The organism is Pseudomonas chaetocerotis, assembly GCF_015712105.2.
GTDB classification, from domain to species: domain Bacteria; phylum Pseudomonadota; class Gammaproteobacteria; order Pseudomonadales; family Pseudomonadaceae; genus Aquipseudomonas; species Aquipseudomonas chaetocerotis.
In genome coordinates, this window is the sequence record NZ_JACFYX020000018.1 from 32,932 (window position 1) to 48,545 (window position 15,614).

Annotated in this window: 11 protein-coding genes; 5 read left to right on the top strand and 6 right to left on the bottom strand. The window is 58.7% G+C overall.

All coding sequences use genetic code 11. The features are described from left to right. Positions 1 to 173: 173 nt before the first annotated feature. Entirely contained in the window at positions 174 to 473 is a 300-nt protein-coding gene (locus tag H3221_RS24165; RefSeq protein ID WP_192985706.1) for a putative quinol monooxygenase, read from the top strand. Positions 474 to 684: 211 nt separating this feature from the next. Continuing rightward, on the top strand, positions 685 to 2,766 hold the full coding sequence (locus H3221_RS24170; RefSeq protein ID WP_196477091.1) for a TonB-dependent receptor: 2,082 nt from the start codon (positions 685 to 687) through the stop codon (positions 2,764 to 2,766). Between the two features lie 153 nt (positions 2,767 to 2,919). Here the strand turns inward: H3221_RS24170 and H3221_RS24175 are convergent, their stop codons facing one another. Further along, on the bottom strand, positions 2,920 to 3,615 hold the full coding sequence (locus tag H3221_RS24175; RefSeq protein WP_196477097.1) for a GNAT family N-acetyltransferase: 696 nt from the start codon (positions 3,613 to 3,615) through the stop codon (positions 2,920 to 2,922). A gap of 191 nt (positions 3,616 to 3,806) precedes the next feature. Between H3221_RS24175 and H3221_RS24180 the strand changes: the two genes are divergently transcribed. After that, positions 3,807 to 4,142, top strand: a complete 336-nt coding sequence (locus H3221_RS24180; RefSeq protein WP_196477092.1) for a hypothetical protein — start codon at positions 3,807 to 3,809, stop codon at positions 4,140 to 4,142. Further along, on the top strand, positions 4,126 to 4,317 hold the full coding sequence (locus tag H3221_RS24185; RefSeq protein ID WP_196477093.1) for a DUF1289 domain-containing protein: 192 nt from the start codon (positions 4,126 to 4,128) through the stop codon (positions 4,315 to 4,317). Before H3221_RS24180 ends, H3221_RS24185 begins: the two co-directional genes overlap by 17 nt. A gap of 291 nt (positions 4,318 to 4,608) precedes the next feature. Here H3221_RS24185 and H3221_RS24190 read toward each other — a convergent pair whose 3' ends face one another. The 5 genes from H3221_RS24190 to H3221_RS24210 form a co-directional block, all read right to left on the bottom strand. Then, complete coding sequence (locus H3221_RS24190; protein WP_196477094.1) at positions 4,609 to 5,139, bottom strand: REP-associated tyrosine transposase; 531 nt, start codon at positions 5,137 to 5,139, stop codon at positions 4,609 to 4,611. Between the two features lie 369 nt (positions 5,140 to 5,508). After that, positions 5,509 to 5,970 carry a BRO-N domain-containing protein gene (locus H3221_RS24195; RefSeq protein WP_196477228.1) on the bottom strand — a complete coding sequence of 154 codons (462 nt, stop codon included), beginning with the start codon at positions 5,968 to 5,970 and terminating at the stop codon, positions 5,509 to 5,511. Positions 5,971 to 7,303: 1,333 nt separating this feature from the next. Then, the gene (locus tag H3221_RS24200; protein WP_196476905.1) at positions 7,304 to 9,313 is read right to left on the bottom strand and encodes an ATP-dependent nuclease; all 2,010 of its coding nucleotides are present in this window, start codon (positions 9,311 to 9,313) and stop codon (positions 7,304 to 7,306) included. Between the two features lie 110 nt (positions 9,314 to 9,423). Further along, the gene (locus tag H3221_RS24205) at positions 9,424 to 10,674 is read right to left on the bottom strand and encodes a ribonucleotide-diphosphate reductase subunit beta (RefSeq protein ID WP_196476906.1); all 1,251 of its coding nucleotides are present in this window, start codon (positions 10,672 to 10,674) and stop codon (positions 9,424 to 9,426) included. Positions 10,675 to 11,183: 509 nt separating this feature from the next. Continuing rightward, positions 11,184 to 14,093 carry a ribonucleoside-diphosphate reductase subunit alpha gene (locus H3221_RS24210; protein ID WP_196476907.1) on the bottom strand — a complete coding sequence of 970 codons (2,910 nt, stop codon included), beginning with the start codon at positions 14,091 to 14,093 and terminating at the stop codon, positions 11,184 to 11,186. 762 nt (positions 14,094 to 14,855) lie between these two features. On the opposite strand from H3221_RS24210, the gene H3221_RS24215 reads away from it, so the two are divergent. Further along, the gene (locus H3221_RS24215; RefSeq protein WP_196476908.1) at positions 14,856 to 15,611 is read left to right on the top strand and encodes a winged helix-turn-helix domain-containing protein; all 756 of its coding nucleotides are present in this window, start codon (positions 14,856 to 14,858) and stop codon (positions 15,609 to 15,611) included. Positions 15,612 to 15,614: the final 3 nt, after the last annotated feature.

Here is a 15,614-nt window from a genome sequence, read left to right on the forward strand (position 1 = left end):
ATTAGCGCGTTCTGTCGATGTTTCTTTTCGATTGAATGGACAAGGATGACCCCACTCCACAGAGAGTGATGACGATGAAACCCATGATCAAACACCCGAGTCCTTGGCTGTGCGTGCTGCTGTTCACTGCCATCGCCGGGTGCGCAAGCCAACCCATCGAACGAGTTAACCCCATGACCCAACCATTGGTATCCCTTGCCGTACTCAAGGCCAAACCCGGTAAACAACAGGCGCTGAAAGAAGGCTTGCTGAGCCTGATAGAACCCACGCGAGCCGAGCCGGGCAATCTCGATTACGTGCTGTTCGAAATGCGGGATGAGCCCGGTACGTTCTACATGCGTGAAGCCTTCAAGGACCAGGCTGCCCTGGATGCGCATTTTGCGACGCCCTATTTTCAGGCATTTGCAGCCACAGCTGATGAACTGCTCAGCGAGCCGTTGCAGCTGATTTTCCTGGAGCAGGTGTCGGACTGAGTGGGACCTGTGCTCGTTGTTTAGTGCATGGGAATGCCCGTTGGCTCGCTGATGGTCGTTCCCGCGCTCTGCGTCGCGTGTAGCAGCGCTCGATCTCCATTCATGACGTGAGCGGATATGAAGATGGCAAAGAAATACTTCTAGATTTCAAATGAAAAGAATTATCATGCGCGCCCGTTAATCAATCGCTATTGTCTGGATGCGTGCTGAGATGTTCTTCCTTTCGCGACTCACCCCCGTTTCGCTGGGCTTTTCCGTTCTACTGACAGCCGGCTTCGCCTGTGCCGACCCGGCTAACCTGCCTGAGACCGTGGTCTATGGCGATGTCGACGAAGACGCCGATAACCCGCGCGTCAAGGAGGTCAGTACCGCCACCCGCACGGCCACGCCGGTGCGTTACGTGCCTCAGGCCATCGACGCACTGAAGACGAGCAACGTGCTGAACTATGGCACCAATGATCTGGGCAAGGCGCTCAGCGGCCTGCCCAACGTCAGCAGTGGGGCGGATACGCGCTTCGACAGCCTGCGCATTCGCGGCTTCGATGCCAGCAACGACTTCTACCTGGACGGCGTGCGTGACGACAGCCAGTACGTGCGCGACCTGCACAACATCGAGCGCATCGAAGTGCTCAAGGGACCGGCAGCCGTGCTCTATGGGCGTGGCAGCCAGGGCGGTATCGTCAACCGCATCAGCAAGGCGCCCGAGGCCGGGCGTCGCTCCACGCTCGAGGCACAAGGCGGCAGCGAAGACCTGCGCAGCCTGTACGCCGACCTCAGTGCCGACCCTACGGACACCATCAGCCTGCGCCTGAACATGGGCAATGAGGACAGCAACAGCTTCCGTGATGGCGTCTCCAGCCATCGCCAACTGTTCGCGCCGTCCATGAGCTGGCAACTGACGCCTGAGCTGAACTGGCTGGTGCAATACGAATACAGCCGTTTCGACCGCACCCCGGATCGCGGTATTCCCGGCGTTGGCGGGCGCCCGGCGGACGTCAAGCGCGGCACCACCTATGGCGATGACCGCGATTTCATCGACGACAAGACGCAATCACTGCGCTCCAGGCTCACCTACGAATTGAATGACAACTGGCAGCTGCGTCATACCGCCAGCCTGTTCAAACTCGACAGCGATTTCGATAACACCTACCTGACCGGCTTCAACGCCGCCACTCAGCGCGTGACCCGGCAACGCTGGCAGCAGGATCTGCGCACGCGCAACCTGTTCAACAACCTGGAGGCCGAAGGCACGGTCGATACGTTCGGTTTCGAGCATCGCTTGCTGACCGGTGTGGAAATCGGCAGCCAGCGCCGTGACCCTAAACTTTACAGCGCAGGTCAGGCCGTACCCGCGCTCGACCTGTACAACCCGGATCGCAGCCAGAGCCACCGGGGCGCCATGGCCCTTTCCAGCAACAACCACACCGAAGTCGAAAGCCGTGGCCTCTACGTGCAGGATCAACTGCGCCTGAATGATCAATGGCAACTGCTGGCCGGCCTGCGTTACGACGAGTTCGAGGTGGCCACCACCAACAAGCTGCGCAACCTTAAGGAAGATCGCAACAGCTACGGCCTCAGCCCCCGCGCCGGTATCGTCTGGACGCCGCTGCAGCATCACTCTTTCTACGCCTCCTGGAGCAAGACGTTCTCCCCGGTCGGCGGTGGCCTGATCGGCATCACCCCGGGCGCCTCGGGCAATGGCAACGAACTCGAGCCCGAACAGACCCGGCAGAAAGAAGTCGGCATCAAGAGCGACTGGCTGGACGAGCGCCTGAGTACCACCCTGGCAGTCTACGAGCTGGAACTTTACAACCGCCGTACCCGCGACCCGAACGATCCGACCCTGACCCTCCTCACCGGGCTGCAGCGCTCGCGCGGCATCGAACTGACCGTAACCGGTCAACTGGTTGGCAACTGGTATGTGCGCGGCGGCATCGGGCTGCAGGACGCCAGCATCGTCAAGGACAACAACGGCCTGGAAGGCAACCGCGTCAGCAACGTCGCCAAGCGCAACGGCAGCCTGTTCATCACCTGGAAGCCCGAGCTGGGCTGGTACGCCGAAACCGGCGTGACCCTGGTGGGTGAGCGCTTTGCCGACAACCAGAACACCACCGTACTGCCTGGCTATGGCGCCTGGGATGCCCTGGCCGGCTACCGCCACAAGGACTGGGACATCCGCGCGGCGCTGAACAACATCACCGACCGCACCTACTACAGCTCCGCCACCAGCGCCGGGCAGATCCAGCTGGGCGAGCCGCGTAACCTGGTGGTCAGCGCCAGCTACTCGTTCTGACCGGGCCAGAGCCCCTGTCGTAATGCTTTATCCGCGTTGGCGGGCGTTGAACGTCCGCCAACTGCGCGTGTGCATGCGCGATGTTGGCTGCCCGCCACAGGTGATGGCGCTCGGTGTTTCGTGAAACCCTCACGCCTGGCGTGGGGCATCACCTCAATGCAGCGCGCGTGAAGGCAGGCGCTCGTCGACCAACTGCTGAGCCTGCAGGGCGAGCGCGTCGAGGTGCGCGTCACGCTGTTTTTCCGCCTGTTGCATGGCGCGCTGGCCGTGCTGCTTGAGCAGGTAAGCGTGAATCTGCCTGACCTCCGTGGAGGCAAACACCGGCGCCAGGTCGGCGACGGCCACCATGCCGCTGGAGCGGTAGTCGCGGCTGCTCATCACCACCAACGCACCTTGAGCGGCCAGCACCTGCAAGCCCAGAGCCTCGAACAGCGGCACCTTGTCTGCCACGCAGGCCAGCTCCAGGTGCGGACGGTGCTCCAGCACGCGTTGCAGCAGCGCCCGGCCGATGCCTTGGGCGCGCTGCTCGCTGTGCACCGCCAGATAGGCGAGGGTGCAGGCGGCAGCATCGTCCGGGCTCGGCAGATACAGGGCAAACCCCAGCACATGGGCCGGGTCTTCGTCGTCCAGCGCCAGTAGCAACTGCACGGGACCTTCGGTCTCGCCGTTCATGGTTTGCAGGTGCAGATGCAGCTCATAGCCGATCACGTACTGGTACAGCTGATACAGCGGATTGCTCGGCAGCAACGGTACCGCGCTGACATCGGCGAAGTAGTCCACCACCATCTGCTGCACCTGGCTTTTCAGGGACTCGGGCGGCGGGCTGCTGAGGTGGGAAAGGGTGAACATCGGTATGTGCGGTCCGCTGGAGAATACGTGGGCCATGGATTGTAACCTGCTCGGGCGCCATGATCGCTCCCGCGCCCGGCGTTGCCCTGCGTCGCGGATGCCGTGTTCGACCTCCATCCATCTGTTCCCTCTGGCCGTTGAATGCCTCGGTTAAGATGGCGGCGCAGTGAACTCAGCCCCAGAAGAACCTTATGCCATCGCCGAAACGAAAATACTCAGCTGTTGAGCGCGAACTGATCCGCACCCTGACCCTTGCCTGCGAAACGGCAAAAAGCGAAATCGTCGGCTTCCAGTGGCTCACCCACGAAGTGGACTACGCGCGGTTTCCGCAGAGCCTGCGCGTGATCTGGATGTTCGACAGCGAAGCGAGCAAGGCGCGGGCACTCGCCAGCCCGGACAAGGCGCGAATGGTGGAACTGACCCAGGCCGCTTTCGATGACGTGGGCATCAGCGTTTCCGGCATCGTTGAACACGTGGCGTTTTCGGTCGAGCAGCCGGCGAGGGGCACGCGTGGCCAAGGACATTGAAAACCCCTGCGTGTCGCTGTGCCAGCTCAACAGCGAGCTGTGCGTCAGTTGCGGACGCACGCGCGAGGAAATCCGCAAATGGCGCGGCATGAAGCGCCCCGAGAAAATGGCCTGCGTGCAGAAGGCCGCGGCGCGGATGAAGGCGATCGCCAAGAAGAAGGGCAAAAGTCAGTAGGGTGGATGACGCTCTTTTCATCCACCATTTGGGCTGCGTGGGTAATCGGGCCACTTGTAGTGCCGTGAACGATGGTGGACAAGCTTCGCGTTGTCCACCCTACGGTTCGATTTCACTCGTAGGGTGGATGACGCTCTTTTCATCCACCGTTGGGTGACGTGGCTAATCGGGCCACTTGCTGTGCCGTGAGCGACGGTAGACAAGCTTCGCGTTGTCCACCCTATGCCCGATTTCACTCGTAGGGTGGATGACGCTCTTTTCATCCACCAGCGGGTGTTTTTGCCGGATAGCTCACTCACCATAACCACCCTCGTCCTTTTCCGGCATCCCACACCAATCTGCTGCATAGATGCCTGTCGCCACCGCCCGATGGAAGCTCGAATAGGGCCAATCCACCAACCGCTCGACGTGGCCATGTTTGAGCGGGTTGTAGTGGATGTAATCGAAGTGGCGCTGGTAATCACGCTCGTCCCGAATCAGATGCTCCCAGTAGCGCCTTTGCCAGATACCGCGCTCGCGCCTGTTCTGCTGGTTGGCGCTTAGCACTTCGGTGGCGGGCAGACGTTTGCTGAAGGCGAACTTGATGACCTTCCAGCGCAGGGCGAAATCGGCGTTGCCAGGTGGAAGGGTCCATAGACAATGCATGTGCTCGGGTAGCACCACCCAGGCATCGATATGGAAGGGATGACGGGCTTTGGTTGCACGCACCGTCTCGCGCAGCAAGTCGATTTCGCGGATCAGCAGATCGCTTGTGCGATCGCGCAGGTTGACGGTGAAGAAGTAGGTGGCGCCAGGCACGCGGGCGCGTCGGTAATTGGACATGGCGGCTCGTCCTTGAGCGATGGTTGTATCTGAACCATGGTGGACAAGCTTCGCGTTGTCCACCCTACGCGAGCAGGTCTGCGTAGGGTGGATGACGCTTTATTCATCCACCGTCAGCGGTTGTCCAGGTTGCTCGCTATGCCGTGAACCATGGTGGACAAGCTTCGCGTTGTCCACCCTACGTTCGATTTCACTCGTAGGGTGGATGACGCTCTTTTCATCCACCACTGGGCAGCGTGGGTAACCAGGCCATTTGCCGTGCCGTGAGCGACGGTGGACAAGCTTCGCGTTGTCCACCCTACGTGAGCAGGTCTGCGTAGGGGGATGACGCTTTATTCATCCACCATCAGCGGTTGTCCGGGTTGCTCGCTATGTCGGTCGGTAAGGCATCCAGGTATCGCCTTGCCAATGCAGCAACGACAGCCCCTGGCGGTTCTCGCGCCTTGGGCGGTGCCCGGCGGGTTGTTCGGCTTCGCGCAGCATCGGCACCACGTCGGCGGTGATCCAGCGGCGGATGCAGCGGTTCTCCGGGTGGTAGTAGTGGATCAGTGCGGCATAGACGCCGGATTCGCTGATCAGCCGTGTCGTCTCCGGTTGGCCGTGGGTGTTGAGCACCACGGCATCGATTAGCTGGTCGGCATCGAGCGTGCGTGCAGCGCGTTCGTCCAGATGGGGCTGGCCGATCAGCCGACCAAGATCCGTGGCGCAGAACCAGCATTGCCGTTCGATCAGCAGCGCGCGCAGTTGGCGGCGGTGGCGGGTGAAGGTGTGGGGGATCAGGATTTCGCCGGCAAGGGCGGGGATTGCGGGGGATGCGGATTGGGTAGGCATATCCATTACCTCAATGGAATACACCGCTGCTTTCGGGAGCAGTATTGCCGCTGCGTGAAGCGTTTCTTAGGCGCCGACGGCTAGGGTAGGGATGCGAGCCGAGGCGGTCAAGGACGGCGGGTCTTGTAGGGTGGATGACGCTCTTTTCATCCACCATCAGAGGTACTCCGGGCTTCTCGTTTTTAGCGTCTGGCCTACGGAGTTAACCCGCCGCTGATGTGGTGATTTGGATACCGGTTCCATGATCGTACCCACGCTCTGCGTGGGCACGTCATCCGAGGACGCTCCGCGTCCTGTTCTTGATCTGTGGCAGAGATTTGTTGACGTGCTGGATCTGGCATTGATCGACGCAGAGCGTCGAGGGCTACATTCCCACGCGGAGCGTGGGAACGATCAACGCTCTTTTCATCCACCATCAGCGGTTGTGCGGGCTACTCGCTACGGAGTGATCCCGCCGCTGATGTGGTGACTTGAATACCGGTTCCGCCCTTACGGCGGGTCACTTCTGGCAAACGCCCCAGAAGTAACCAAGAGGGCTTGCCCCTGGCATCCGGCCCGACTTCGTCGGGTTGATTCGCTTCGCTCACCCTGCGGGCCAGCCTTCGGCTGTTACTCCGCTTCGCTACGTTTCCTCGCTCCATCGTTGCTCCAGGGGCCCGCCGCGAAGGGCCATCCCTGGCCCATCGCGGCTCTCGCGGCATCCATGCCGCTCAACCCCTTGACTCGCTTCGCTCGCCCTTCGGGCCAGCCTGCGGCTGTTACTTCGCTGCGCTTCTTTTCACAACGATTCCACTCGGCCTCCTGACGGGGCGTTTGGCGTCGTCTGTGAGATCGGCGATCCAGCACCAAACATAGCGAGAGCATTGCGGCTTGGCCGCAATGCTCTCGCTTTAAGCTCTGCTTTTGCTTTTTTGCTCTGCCTTCCACAACACGTTCAAACACCGCGGTCCCCGAATCCCGTCAGGAGGCCGAGTGGAGGTGCTGTGGAGAGGGGCGTTTGGCATGGATGCCAAACGAGGAGTGATGGGCCAGGGATGGCCCTTCGCGACGACCCTCGGAACAGCGCCGGAGCGAGGGGAGTTTCGCGCAGCGAAACCCGGATGCCGGGCGCGCTTTCTCTTTGGTTACTTTCTCTTTCGCGCGAGCAAAGAGAAACGGAGCGCAGCGGAGTAACAGCCGCAGGCTGGCCCGAAGGGCGAGCGCAGCGAGTCAAGTGACTCGCCGTAAGGGCGAAAAGGGGCATGGGTGGCGTCGGTAAATCGTTGTCTGTCCCCGATTGTTTTCGCTCCGCGTGGGAATGCAGCCAAACCTGTTCCCTTTTCCTGTGTGCGGGCTACTTCAGAGCATCCTTAGGTGCCGTGCTCTTGCCTTTAGGCCTAGTTCTTGAGGCACTTTTGGCTGGTAAGACTTGCTCTGTAGAGGTTTTAGAAGATTTTGCCTCTATGTTAAGTATGGCTCGAAGTTCATTAATCCATTGTGGTTCAATATCAGTGTCAGGGTTGTGCTTGCAATTACTCACATACATCTCTGCTAGCTGATACTTTAATCCGGTAGTTTTTAATGCATTTTTAAGCATCTCTTGTTGTGATGCTTTTAGATCTAGCGCTTTAGCAGAGATTTTGGCATTGGGAAGTATTGCGTCTGAAAAATTGATTTTAGAAATATCATCATGCTTAAGCGCTTTCAGGGACTCAATATAGATGTTTGGATTTAGGCTGTCTTCAATTTCAGTGCATGGGGAGGATAGGGGATCTTCTATTTCAACTAGTACTACGTCGTCGTCTTTAAGTATTAGTCTTTTTACGTGAAGGCTTTTTACAGCCTGATCCTTGTTAAAGTCTTTTGAGTCTTTGTCAGTGTCAATTAGGCATAGAGCCATGCCATTAACTGGCATGCTTTTGTCTTGGAGAGGGGCCTGTAAGTATTTTGCAATACGTAGCACCTCTGGAGCCCCACCTGCTGGAAGTATTCTCAGTTTATGGAGGCTTATTTCTTTCTTTAGATAGTGTTCTAGATATATTTTTTCGGAGCTGCCCTCGCATACAATCCAATTGTATCCATTTTGCATGGATGCAACCATGGATTGAGTAAGGTCATTATAGCTCTTCATTTGTATAGAATAAGGTAGCGGGCCTTTGATGAGGTCTTTCTCTGCATTGATTTGTTCACGATAATTGGCTAGGTTAAATGCGTGTTTTGCTATTTCCTCATCGTTCTTTGTTATAAGTATGGATTTGCCGCTGGAGGAAATCGGCAGGTGTCCATACCAATGTGTTGTTATTATCAGTTGTGTGTGCTTTTTTGTGACTTCGCGTAATTTTTCGAATTGCTCGAAGCATGCTTCGATGTGCAGTGATGTCTCTGGCTCGTCAATTGCGAGGATTACGTCCTTTCGTTCTTCTTCGCTGTTAACCAGAAATGAGTAGGCAAGATCAACTAATGCTCTCCGTTTTTCTCCTGAGCTGAGGTGCTGTATTGCGATATCGGATGCTCCAATAGTTTTGTGCAACACCTGAATGGAGAAATATGCCTCGATGGTTTTTTGTACGATATCTAGTTTTGTGAGCTTTTTCTTGTTTCCGGTTGCTTTGTAGGTGTACTGAGGAAGTGTTTTTTCGATTTGTTTGACGAATGCGTCTAGGTCTGAGTTTATTCCTCGGACTATCGAGTCGTTGATTGCTTTTCCTACCTCTGTTTGGATATTTTTATCCATTAGGATTTGCATGTCAGCTTCTTCTAGTTTTGAAAAAGTGCTGACATTAGTTTCGACAGGTATGTATAGGTAGGTTGTTGAGTCTATTATATGCTGTAGAAATTCGTTAGCCGTTGAGGTGAAATCTACTTCGGCGATGGTGTCTATTGCTTTTCTGAATTCGTTTTCAAATCCGAAAAAGAAAGCATCTTTTTCTTCGTGGCGCTTGCCAATCATTATTATGTGGTGGGTTTTGTCAACACCCAAAAATTTTAAATGTTCTAAGTGCTTATGGAAGTCATCAGTTAGGATTTTTTTGGGCGCGTTCCATAAAAAGACACTGATTGTCTCTATGAATATCTTCAGGTTTTCTGGGAAGATATCTGCTTCATTTTTTGAGATTATGAATACAGGGCATATAAATGGTGCCTTGTCTTTTGAGCTTATGCCGCCTTCTTGACGGGCTTGTTTGTTTATAACCCAGTCGCGAGAATCTCGCTGATTAAAGAATTTGTCTAGGGAGTCTAGGACTGAGCTTTTTCCTACTCCATTTTCACCTATCAAAGAAGTAAATTTTTCACCGTCCGATAAGGGGATGTAATTTATATTTTTATATATGCTGTAGTGGCGTAGAAAAAGTCCTGCAATCATAATTTACTCTTTAAATAAAAAGCCCCGCACTAGGCGGGGCTTTTTATTTAGCTTCAACCCCAACATCCTTGGCAGGTGTAGGTTGAATCTACCGTGATTTCAATGGGCCATCAATCCCAGCTCAACGCCCCACCCGTCTGATACTCGATCACTCGCGTCTCGAAGAAGTTCTTCTCCTTCTTCAGGTCCATGATCTCGCTCATCCACGGGAAGGGGTTGGTGGTGCCCGGGTACTCTTCCTTCAGGCCGATCTGGGTCAGGCGGCGGTTGGCGATGAATTTGAGGTAGTCCTCCATCATCGCGGCGTTCATGCCGAGTACGCCGCGCGGCATGGTGTCACGCGCGTATTCGATCTCCAGCTGGGTGCCCTGCAGGATCATCTGGGTCGCTTCGTCCTTCATCTGGGCATCCCACAGGTGCGGGTTCTCGATCTTGATCTGGTTGATCACGTCGATGCCGAAGTTCAGGTGCATGGACTCGTCACGCAGGATGTACTGGAACTGCTCGGCGGTGCCGGTCATCTTGTTGCGGCGGCCCATGGAGAGGATCTGGGTGAAGCCGCAGTAGAAGAAGATGCCTTCCAGTACGCAGTAGTAGGCGATCAGGTTGCGCAGGAACTGGCGGTCGGTTTCCGGGGTGCCGGTCTGGAACTTGGGATCGGAGATCGAGCGGGTGTATTTCAGGCCCCAGGAGGCCTTCTTCGCGACGCTCGGGATCTCGTGGTACATGTTGAAGATCTCGCCTTCATCCATGCCCAGCGATTCGATGCAGTACTGGTAGGCGTGGGTGTGGATCGCTTCCTCGAAGGCCTGGCGCAGGATGTACTGGCGGCACTCGGGGTTGGTGATCAGGCGGTACACGGCCAGCACCAGGTTGTTGGCAACCAGGCTGTCGGCAGTGGAGAAGAAGCCGAGGTTGCGCATGACGATGCGGCGCTCGTCTTCGCTGAGACCGTCTGTGGATTTCCACAGCGCGATGTCGGCGTTCATGTTCACTTCCTGCGGCATCCAGTGGTTGGCGCAACCATCCAGATACTTCTGCCAGGCCCAGTCGTACTTGAAGGGTACGAGCTGGTTGAGGTCGGCGCGGGCGTTGATCATCTGCTTGTCGCCGACCTGTACGCGCGCGGAGGCGCCTTCGAGGTCGTCCAGGCCTTCCTGGATGTCGAGGTCGTTCAGGGCTTTCTTGGCGCGGGCCACGGCCTCGGAGTCATTGGCGTCGACGGCGCGGGCCTGCTCGACCGAGCCGGCAGCTTCGCTGTCGAGCTTGTCGAAGTTGGTGCCGGCGCTCTGTGCGTTGGCGTTGCTTGCGGCGGCTGCTTCTGCGCCGTCTTCCTTGTCGAATTCATCCCAGCTCAGCATGGTTTTGCTCCTGCGTGAGGGCCGGCGAATAAACCGGCCTGTATGGATATACAGATAATTTGAATTATGTTCCGTTGCGTAATGCGCGCAAGGGTAAAACGGGTACCACTGGTCAGCAGACGGTGGATGGCTGGCTGACCCTTGCCCCTCGACCCGGAGGAGGAGGGGCGGGAATTTGGTGGGGAGGGGTGCCGGTTTGGCCTGGGCTTTGGGTCGCGGCTAAAGCCCCTCCCACATGTACAAGCCGAACCGCCTTGCCCTCTCCCTAGCCCTCGGTTCGGGCTTCCTGCTTCACCCTACCTCCTGCATCCCTGCAGTCGTCTCCCGCAAGCGGGAGAGGGGACTGACTGTTGCTTTGCTTTAGAACTGCATCAGACCTTCGAGCGTGTAGCTGAGCGAGTGAGCGCTAGGCGCCTGGTAGGTCGGAGCCCCTGAGCGTACGCATGTACGTGATGGGGGCCGGCCTACCAGGCAACGACGCGGGCGCCGCTCAGATCCACGCGAAAGCCTTACTGACAAGCTTCGCAGTCGGGTTCGTCGATGGCACAGGCTTTTGGTACGGGCGCCGGGGCCGGTGCAGCTTGTTGCGCCGGAGCCTGGGCCTTGGCCGAGAAGCCGTCGTCACCACCAGCGGATACCGCGTTGAGCTTGCCGGTGTTGATGGTGGACTTCTCGGTGCTGGTGGCGGCCAGGGCACGGAGGTAGTAGGTGGTTTTCAGACCACGGAACCAGGCCATGCGATAGGTCACGTCCAGCTTCTTGCCCGAGGCGCCGGCGATGTACAGGTTCAGCGACTGTGCCTGGTCGATCCACTTCTGGCGGCGGCTGGCAGCGTCGACGATCCACTTGGTTTCCACTTCGAACGCGGTGGCGTACAGGTCTTTCAGGTCCTGCGGGATGCGCTCGATCTGCTGCACGGAGCCGTCGTAGTACTTCAGGTCGTTGACCATGACGCTGTCCCACAGGCCGCGGTTCTTCAGGTCGCGAACCAGGTAGGGGTTGATCACGGTGAATTCGCCGGAGAGGTTCGATTTCACGTACAGGTTCTGGTAGGTCGGCTCGATGGACTGCGACACGCCAATGATGTTGGAGATGGTCGCGGTCGGGGCGATGGCCATGATGTTCGAGTTACGAATACCTTTCTTCACGCGCTCGCGGATCGGCGCCCAGTCCAGCGACTCGGACAGGTCGACGTCGATGTACTTCTGGCCACGGGCTTCGATCAGGATCTGCTGCGAATCCAGCGGCAGGATGCCCTTGCTCCACAGCGAACCTTCGAAGGTGCTGTAGCTGCCGCGCTCTTCGGCCAGGTCACAGGAAGCCTGGATGGCGTAGTAGCTGATGGCTTCCATCGACTTGTCGGCGAACTCGACGGCAGCGTCGGAGCCGTAGGCGATGTGCTGCAGGTACAGGGCGTCCTGGAAGCCCATCAGGCCGAGGCCGACCGGACGGTGCTTGAAGTTGGAGTTACGTGCCTGGTCGACGCTGTAGTAGTTGATGTCGATGACGTTATCGAGCATGCGCACAGCGGTCTTCACGGTGCGGCCGAGCTTCTCGATGTCCAGCTTGCCGTCGGTGATGTGGTTGACCAGGTTCACCGAACCCAGGTTGCAGACGGCGATCTCGTCCTTGTTGGTGTTCAGGGTGATCTCGGTGCACAGGTTGGAGCTGTGTACCACGCCCACGTGCTGCTGCGGGCTGCGCAGGTTGCACGGGTCCTTGAAGGTCAGCCACGGGTGGCCGGTCTCGAACAGCATCGAGAGCATCTTGCGCCACAGGTCTTTGGCCTGGATGGTCTTGTACAGCTTGATCTTGCCGTACTCGATCAGGGCTTCGTAGTACTCGTAGCGCTCTTCGAAGGCCTTGCCGGTCAGGTCGTGCAGGTCCGGTACTTCGCTCGGGCTGAACAGGGTCCACTTGCCGTCTTCGAAGACGCGCTTCATGAACAGGTCCGGAATCCAGTTGGCGGTGTTCATGTCGTGGGTACGACGACGGTCGTCACCGGTGTTCTTGCGCAGTTCGAGGAATTCCTCGATGTCCATGTGCCAGGTTTCCAGGTAGGCGCAGACCGCGCCCTTGCGCTTGCCGCCCTGGTTGACCGCGACGGCGGTGTCGTTGACCACTTTGAGGAACGGCACGACGCCCTGGGATTTGCCGTTGGTGCCCTTGATGTAGGAGCCCAGCGCGCGCACCGGGGTCCAGTCGTTGCCCAGGCCGCCCGCGAATTTGCTCAGCATGGCGTTGTCGTGGATGGCGCCGTAGATGCCCGACAGGTCGTCCGGCACGGTGGTCAGGTAGCAGGAGGACAGCTGCGGACGCAGGGTGCCGGCGTTGAACAGGGTCGGGGTCGACGCCATGTAGTCGAACGAGGACAGCAGGTTGTAGAACTCGATGGCGCGGTCTTCGCGGTTCTTCGGCTCTTCGATGGCCAGGCCCATGGCCACGCGCATGAAGAACACCTGCGGCAGTTCGAAGCGGATGCCGTCCTTGTGGATGAAGTAACGGTCGTACAGGGTCTGCAGGCCCAGGTAGGTGAACTGCTGGTCGCGCTCGTGGTTCAGCGCCTTGCCCAGTTTCTCCAGGTCGTACTCTTTGAGTTTCGGGTCGAGCAGTTCGAACTGCGCGCCGGCTTCGACGTAGGCCGGCAGGGCCTTGGCGTACAGCTCGGCCATCTCGTGGTGAGTGGCGCTGGCGGTGATGTTGAGGAAGCTCAGGGCCTCGGCGCGGATGTTGTCCATCAGCAGGCGGGCGGTGACGTAGCTGTAGTTCGGCTCACGCTCGACCAGGGTACGGGCGGTCATCACCAGGGCGGTGTTGACGTCTTTCTCGGCGACGCCGTCGTACAGGTTCTTCAGGGTTTCGCGCTCGATCAGCGAACCATCGACTTCGGCCAGGCCTTCGCAGGCTTCGCGGATGATGGTCTGCAGGCGGCCCATGTCCAGCGGCTGCAGTTCACCGCCAGCGGTGGTGATGCGGATGCTCGGGTGCGGCTGGGCGATGTCGCTGCCGGCATTGGCGCTCTTGCGCTTGTTGGCCTGGGCTTCGCGGTAGATCACGTAGTCGCGGGCGACTTTCTGCTCGCCGGCGCGCATCAGGGCCAGTTCGACCTGGTCCTGGATCTCTTCGATGTGGATGGTGCCGCCGGACGGCATGCGACGCTTGAAGGTGGCAGTGACCTGCTCGGTCAGGCGCGCGACGGTGTCGTGGATACGCGACGAAGCGGCTGCAGTGCCGCCTTCTACTGCGAGGAAGGCCTTGGTGATGGCGACGGTGATCTTGTCATCGGTGTAAGGGACGACAGTGCCGTTGCGCTTGATCACACGCAGTTGGCCGGGGGCGGTAGCAGCCAGATCCTGGGAGGATTCAGCGGCCTGCGGCGCCACGGCCTGCGGGTTCTCGCGAGTAGTGTCGGTATGCATGGAGATCTCCGTGTTCTGTAATTTTTGGTTGGACGTCACGATTGGAAACCGTGCCTTGTCCGCCGTTCATTCCATTAACAACTGAGCCGCACGCGGCAGCAGGGCCGGGTACGGGGTGTTGCAAGAGCGGGCAGGGTGGGCACGACTTCAATTGCCGTCCTGGCGCATAAGTCACAGCGGGGCATTACCACACCCCGCCTACTACATATAGTGGTCGACTGGCGGATAAGACCGCTGTCTGACCGGCTCACGCGCGACGTCTGGCGTTGCTGCGTGGCTGTAACCCAGGCCAGGCCTGGGTCAGGGCAAAACGGTTAGCCGGATCATCTGGCAAACCCTGTGAAAAGGGCTTGCGCGATTCGTTCTTTTTGTATCTGGTTTTCTGTGGCAACCCAATATCTGGTGTGTGCCGCTCGATGGGGATACAAGATAGTGCGCTGTTGGAGGCATTGCAAGGCGCTAGAAAAGGAACTGCCTGTGGATAAGCTGTGAGTGCCTTGTGGGTGTTGATAGCCTAGCCCGCGTGTTCTCTGGCTCTGGCTGCTGATAACCGTTCGTCGCCCCTGGCAGAAGGTTTTCAGCGACGTGGCGAAGCTGTTTGGCGGTGCACAGAGTACTACTATATATAGTGCTCTTGGCATGTGCTGTGCTTAACCCGACGCCAGTTCCACGCGCGGGTTTGCCGCTCGCGCCGAGACGCGCTCAGCCCCTAGAATGGCCGCTGTGTTTGCGGCGCTTGCCGGTATGCAAAGGGGAAAGGGTGTGGAACAAGAAGCGTGGCAGATTCTGATCGTCGAGGATGACCAGCGCCTGGCGCAGTTGACCCGCGAGTATCTGGAGGGCAACGGCCTGCGGGTGTCCATCGAAGCCGATGGCGCGCGTGCGGCAGCGCGGATTCTCGCCGAGCAACCGCACCTGGTGATCCTCGACCTGATGCTGCCCGGTGAAGACGGCCTGAGCATCTGCCGCAAGGTGCGCAGCGGCTACAAGGGGCCGATCCTGATGCTCACCGCGCGCACCGACGACATGGACCAGGTGCTGGGCCTGGAGATGGGCGCCGATGACTACGTGTGCAAGCCGGTGCGCCCGCGTGTGCTGCTGGCGCGTATTCGGGCGCTGTTGCGCCGCCGCGAAGGCAGCGAGAGCGAGCGTGACGAGGGCCAGCCACGGCGTCTGCAGTTCGGCGCGCTGGCCATCGACAGTGCCATGCGCGAGGCGTGGCTGGGCGAGCAGGGCATCGAGCTGACCAGCGCCGAGTTCGACCTGCTCTGGCTGCTGGCGGCCAACGCCGGGCGCATCCTGTCGCGCGAGGAAATCTTCAACTCCCTGCGCGGTATCGAATATGACGGTCAGGACCGTTCCATCGACGTGCGCATTTCGCGCATCCGCCCGAAGATCGGCGATGACCCGATGCATCCACGAATGATCAAGACGGTACGCAGCAAGGGCTATCTGTTCGTCGCCGAGGCCGCCGAGGCGCTGCCGTTCGGTGATGCACCGCCGGCCCTGCGCGATTGATCG

What these genes read in the sequence shown, in the direction of transcription:
- H3221_RS24165 (WP_192985706.1), top strand. Translation starts at nt 174, where the DNA reads ATGACCCAACCATTGGTATCCCTTGCCGTACTCAAGGCCAAACCCGGT.
- H3221_RS24170 (WP_196477091.1), top strand. Translation starts at nt 685, where the DNA reads ATGTTCTTCCTTTCGCGACTCACCCCCGTTTCGCTGGGCTTTTCCGTT.
- H3221_RS24175 (WP_196477097.1), bottom strand. Translation starts at nt 3,615, where the DNA reads ATGTTCACCCTTTCCCACCTCAGCAGCCCGCCGCCCGAGTCCCTGAAA.
- H3221_RS24180 (WP_196477092.1), top strand. Translation starts at nt 3,807, where the DNA reads ATGCCATCGCCGAAACGAAAATACTCAGCTGTTGAGCGCGAACTGATC.
- H3221_RS24190 (WP_196477094.1), bottom strand. Translation starts at nt 5,139, where the DNA reads ATGTCCAATTACCGACGCGCCCGCGTGCCTGGCGCCACCTACTTCTTC.
- H3221_RS24195 (WP_196477228.1), bottom strand. Translation starts at nt 5,970, where the DNA reads ATGCCTACCCAATCCGCATCCCCCGCAATCCCCGCCCTTGCCGGCGAA.
- H3221_RS24200 (WP_196476905.1), bottom strand. Translation starts at nt 9,313, where the DNA reads ATGATTGCAGGACTTTTTCTACGCCACTACAGCATATATAAAAATATA.
- H3221_RS24205 (WP_196476906.1), bottom strand. Translation starts at nt 10,674, where the DNA reads ATGCTGAGCTGGGATGAATTCGACAAGGAAGACGGCGCAGAAGCAGCC.
- H3221_RS24210 (WP_196476907.1), bottom strand. Translation starts at nt 14,093, where the DNA reads ATGCATACCGACACTACTCGCGAGAACCCGCAGGCCGTGGCGCCGCAG.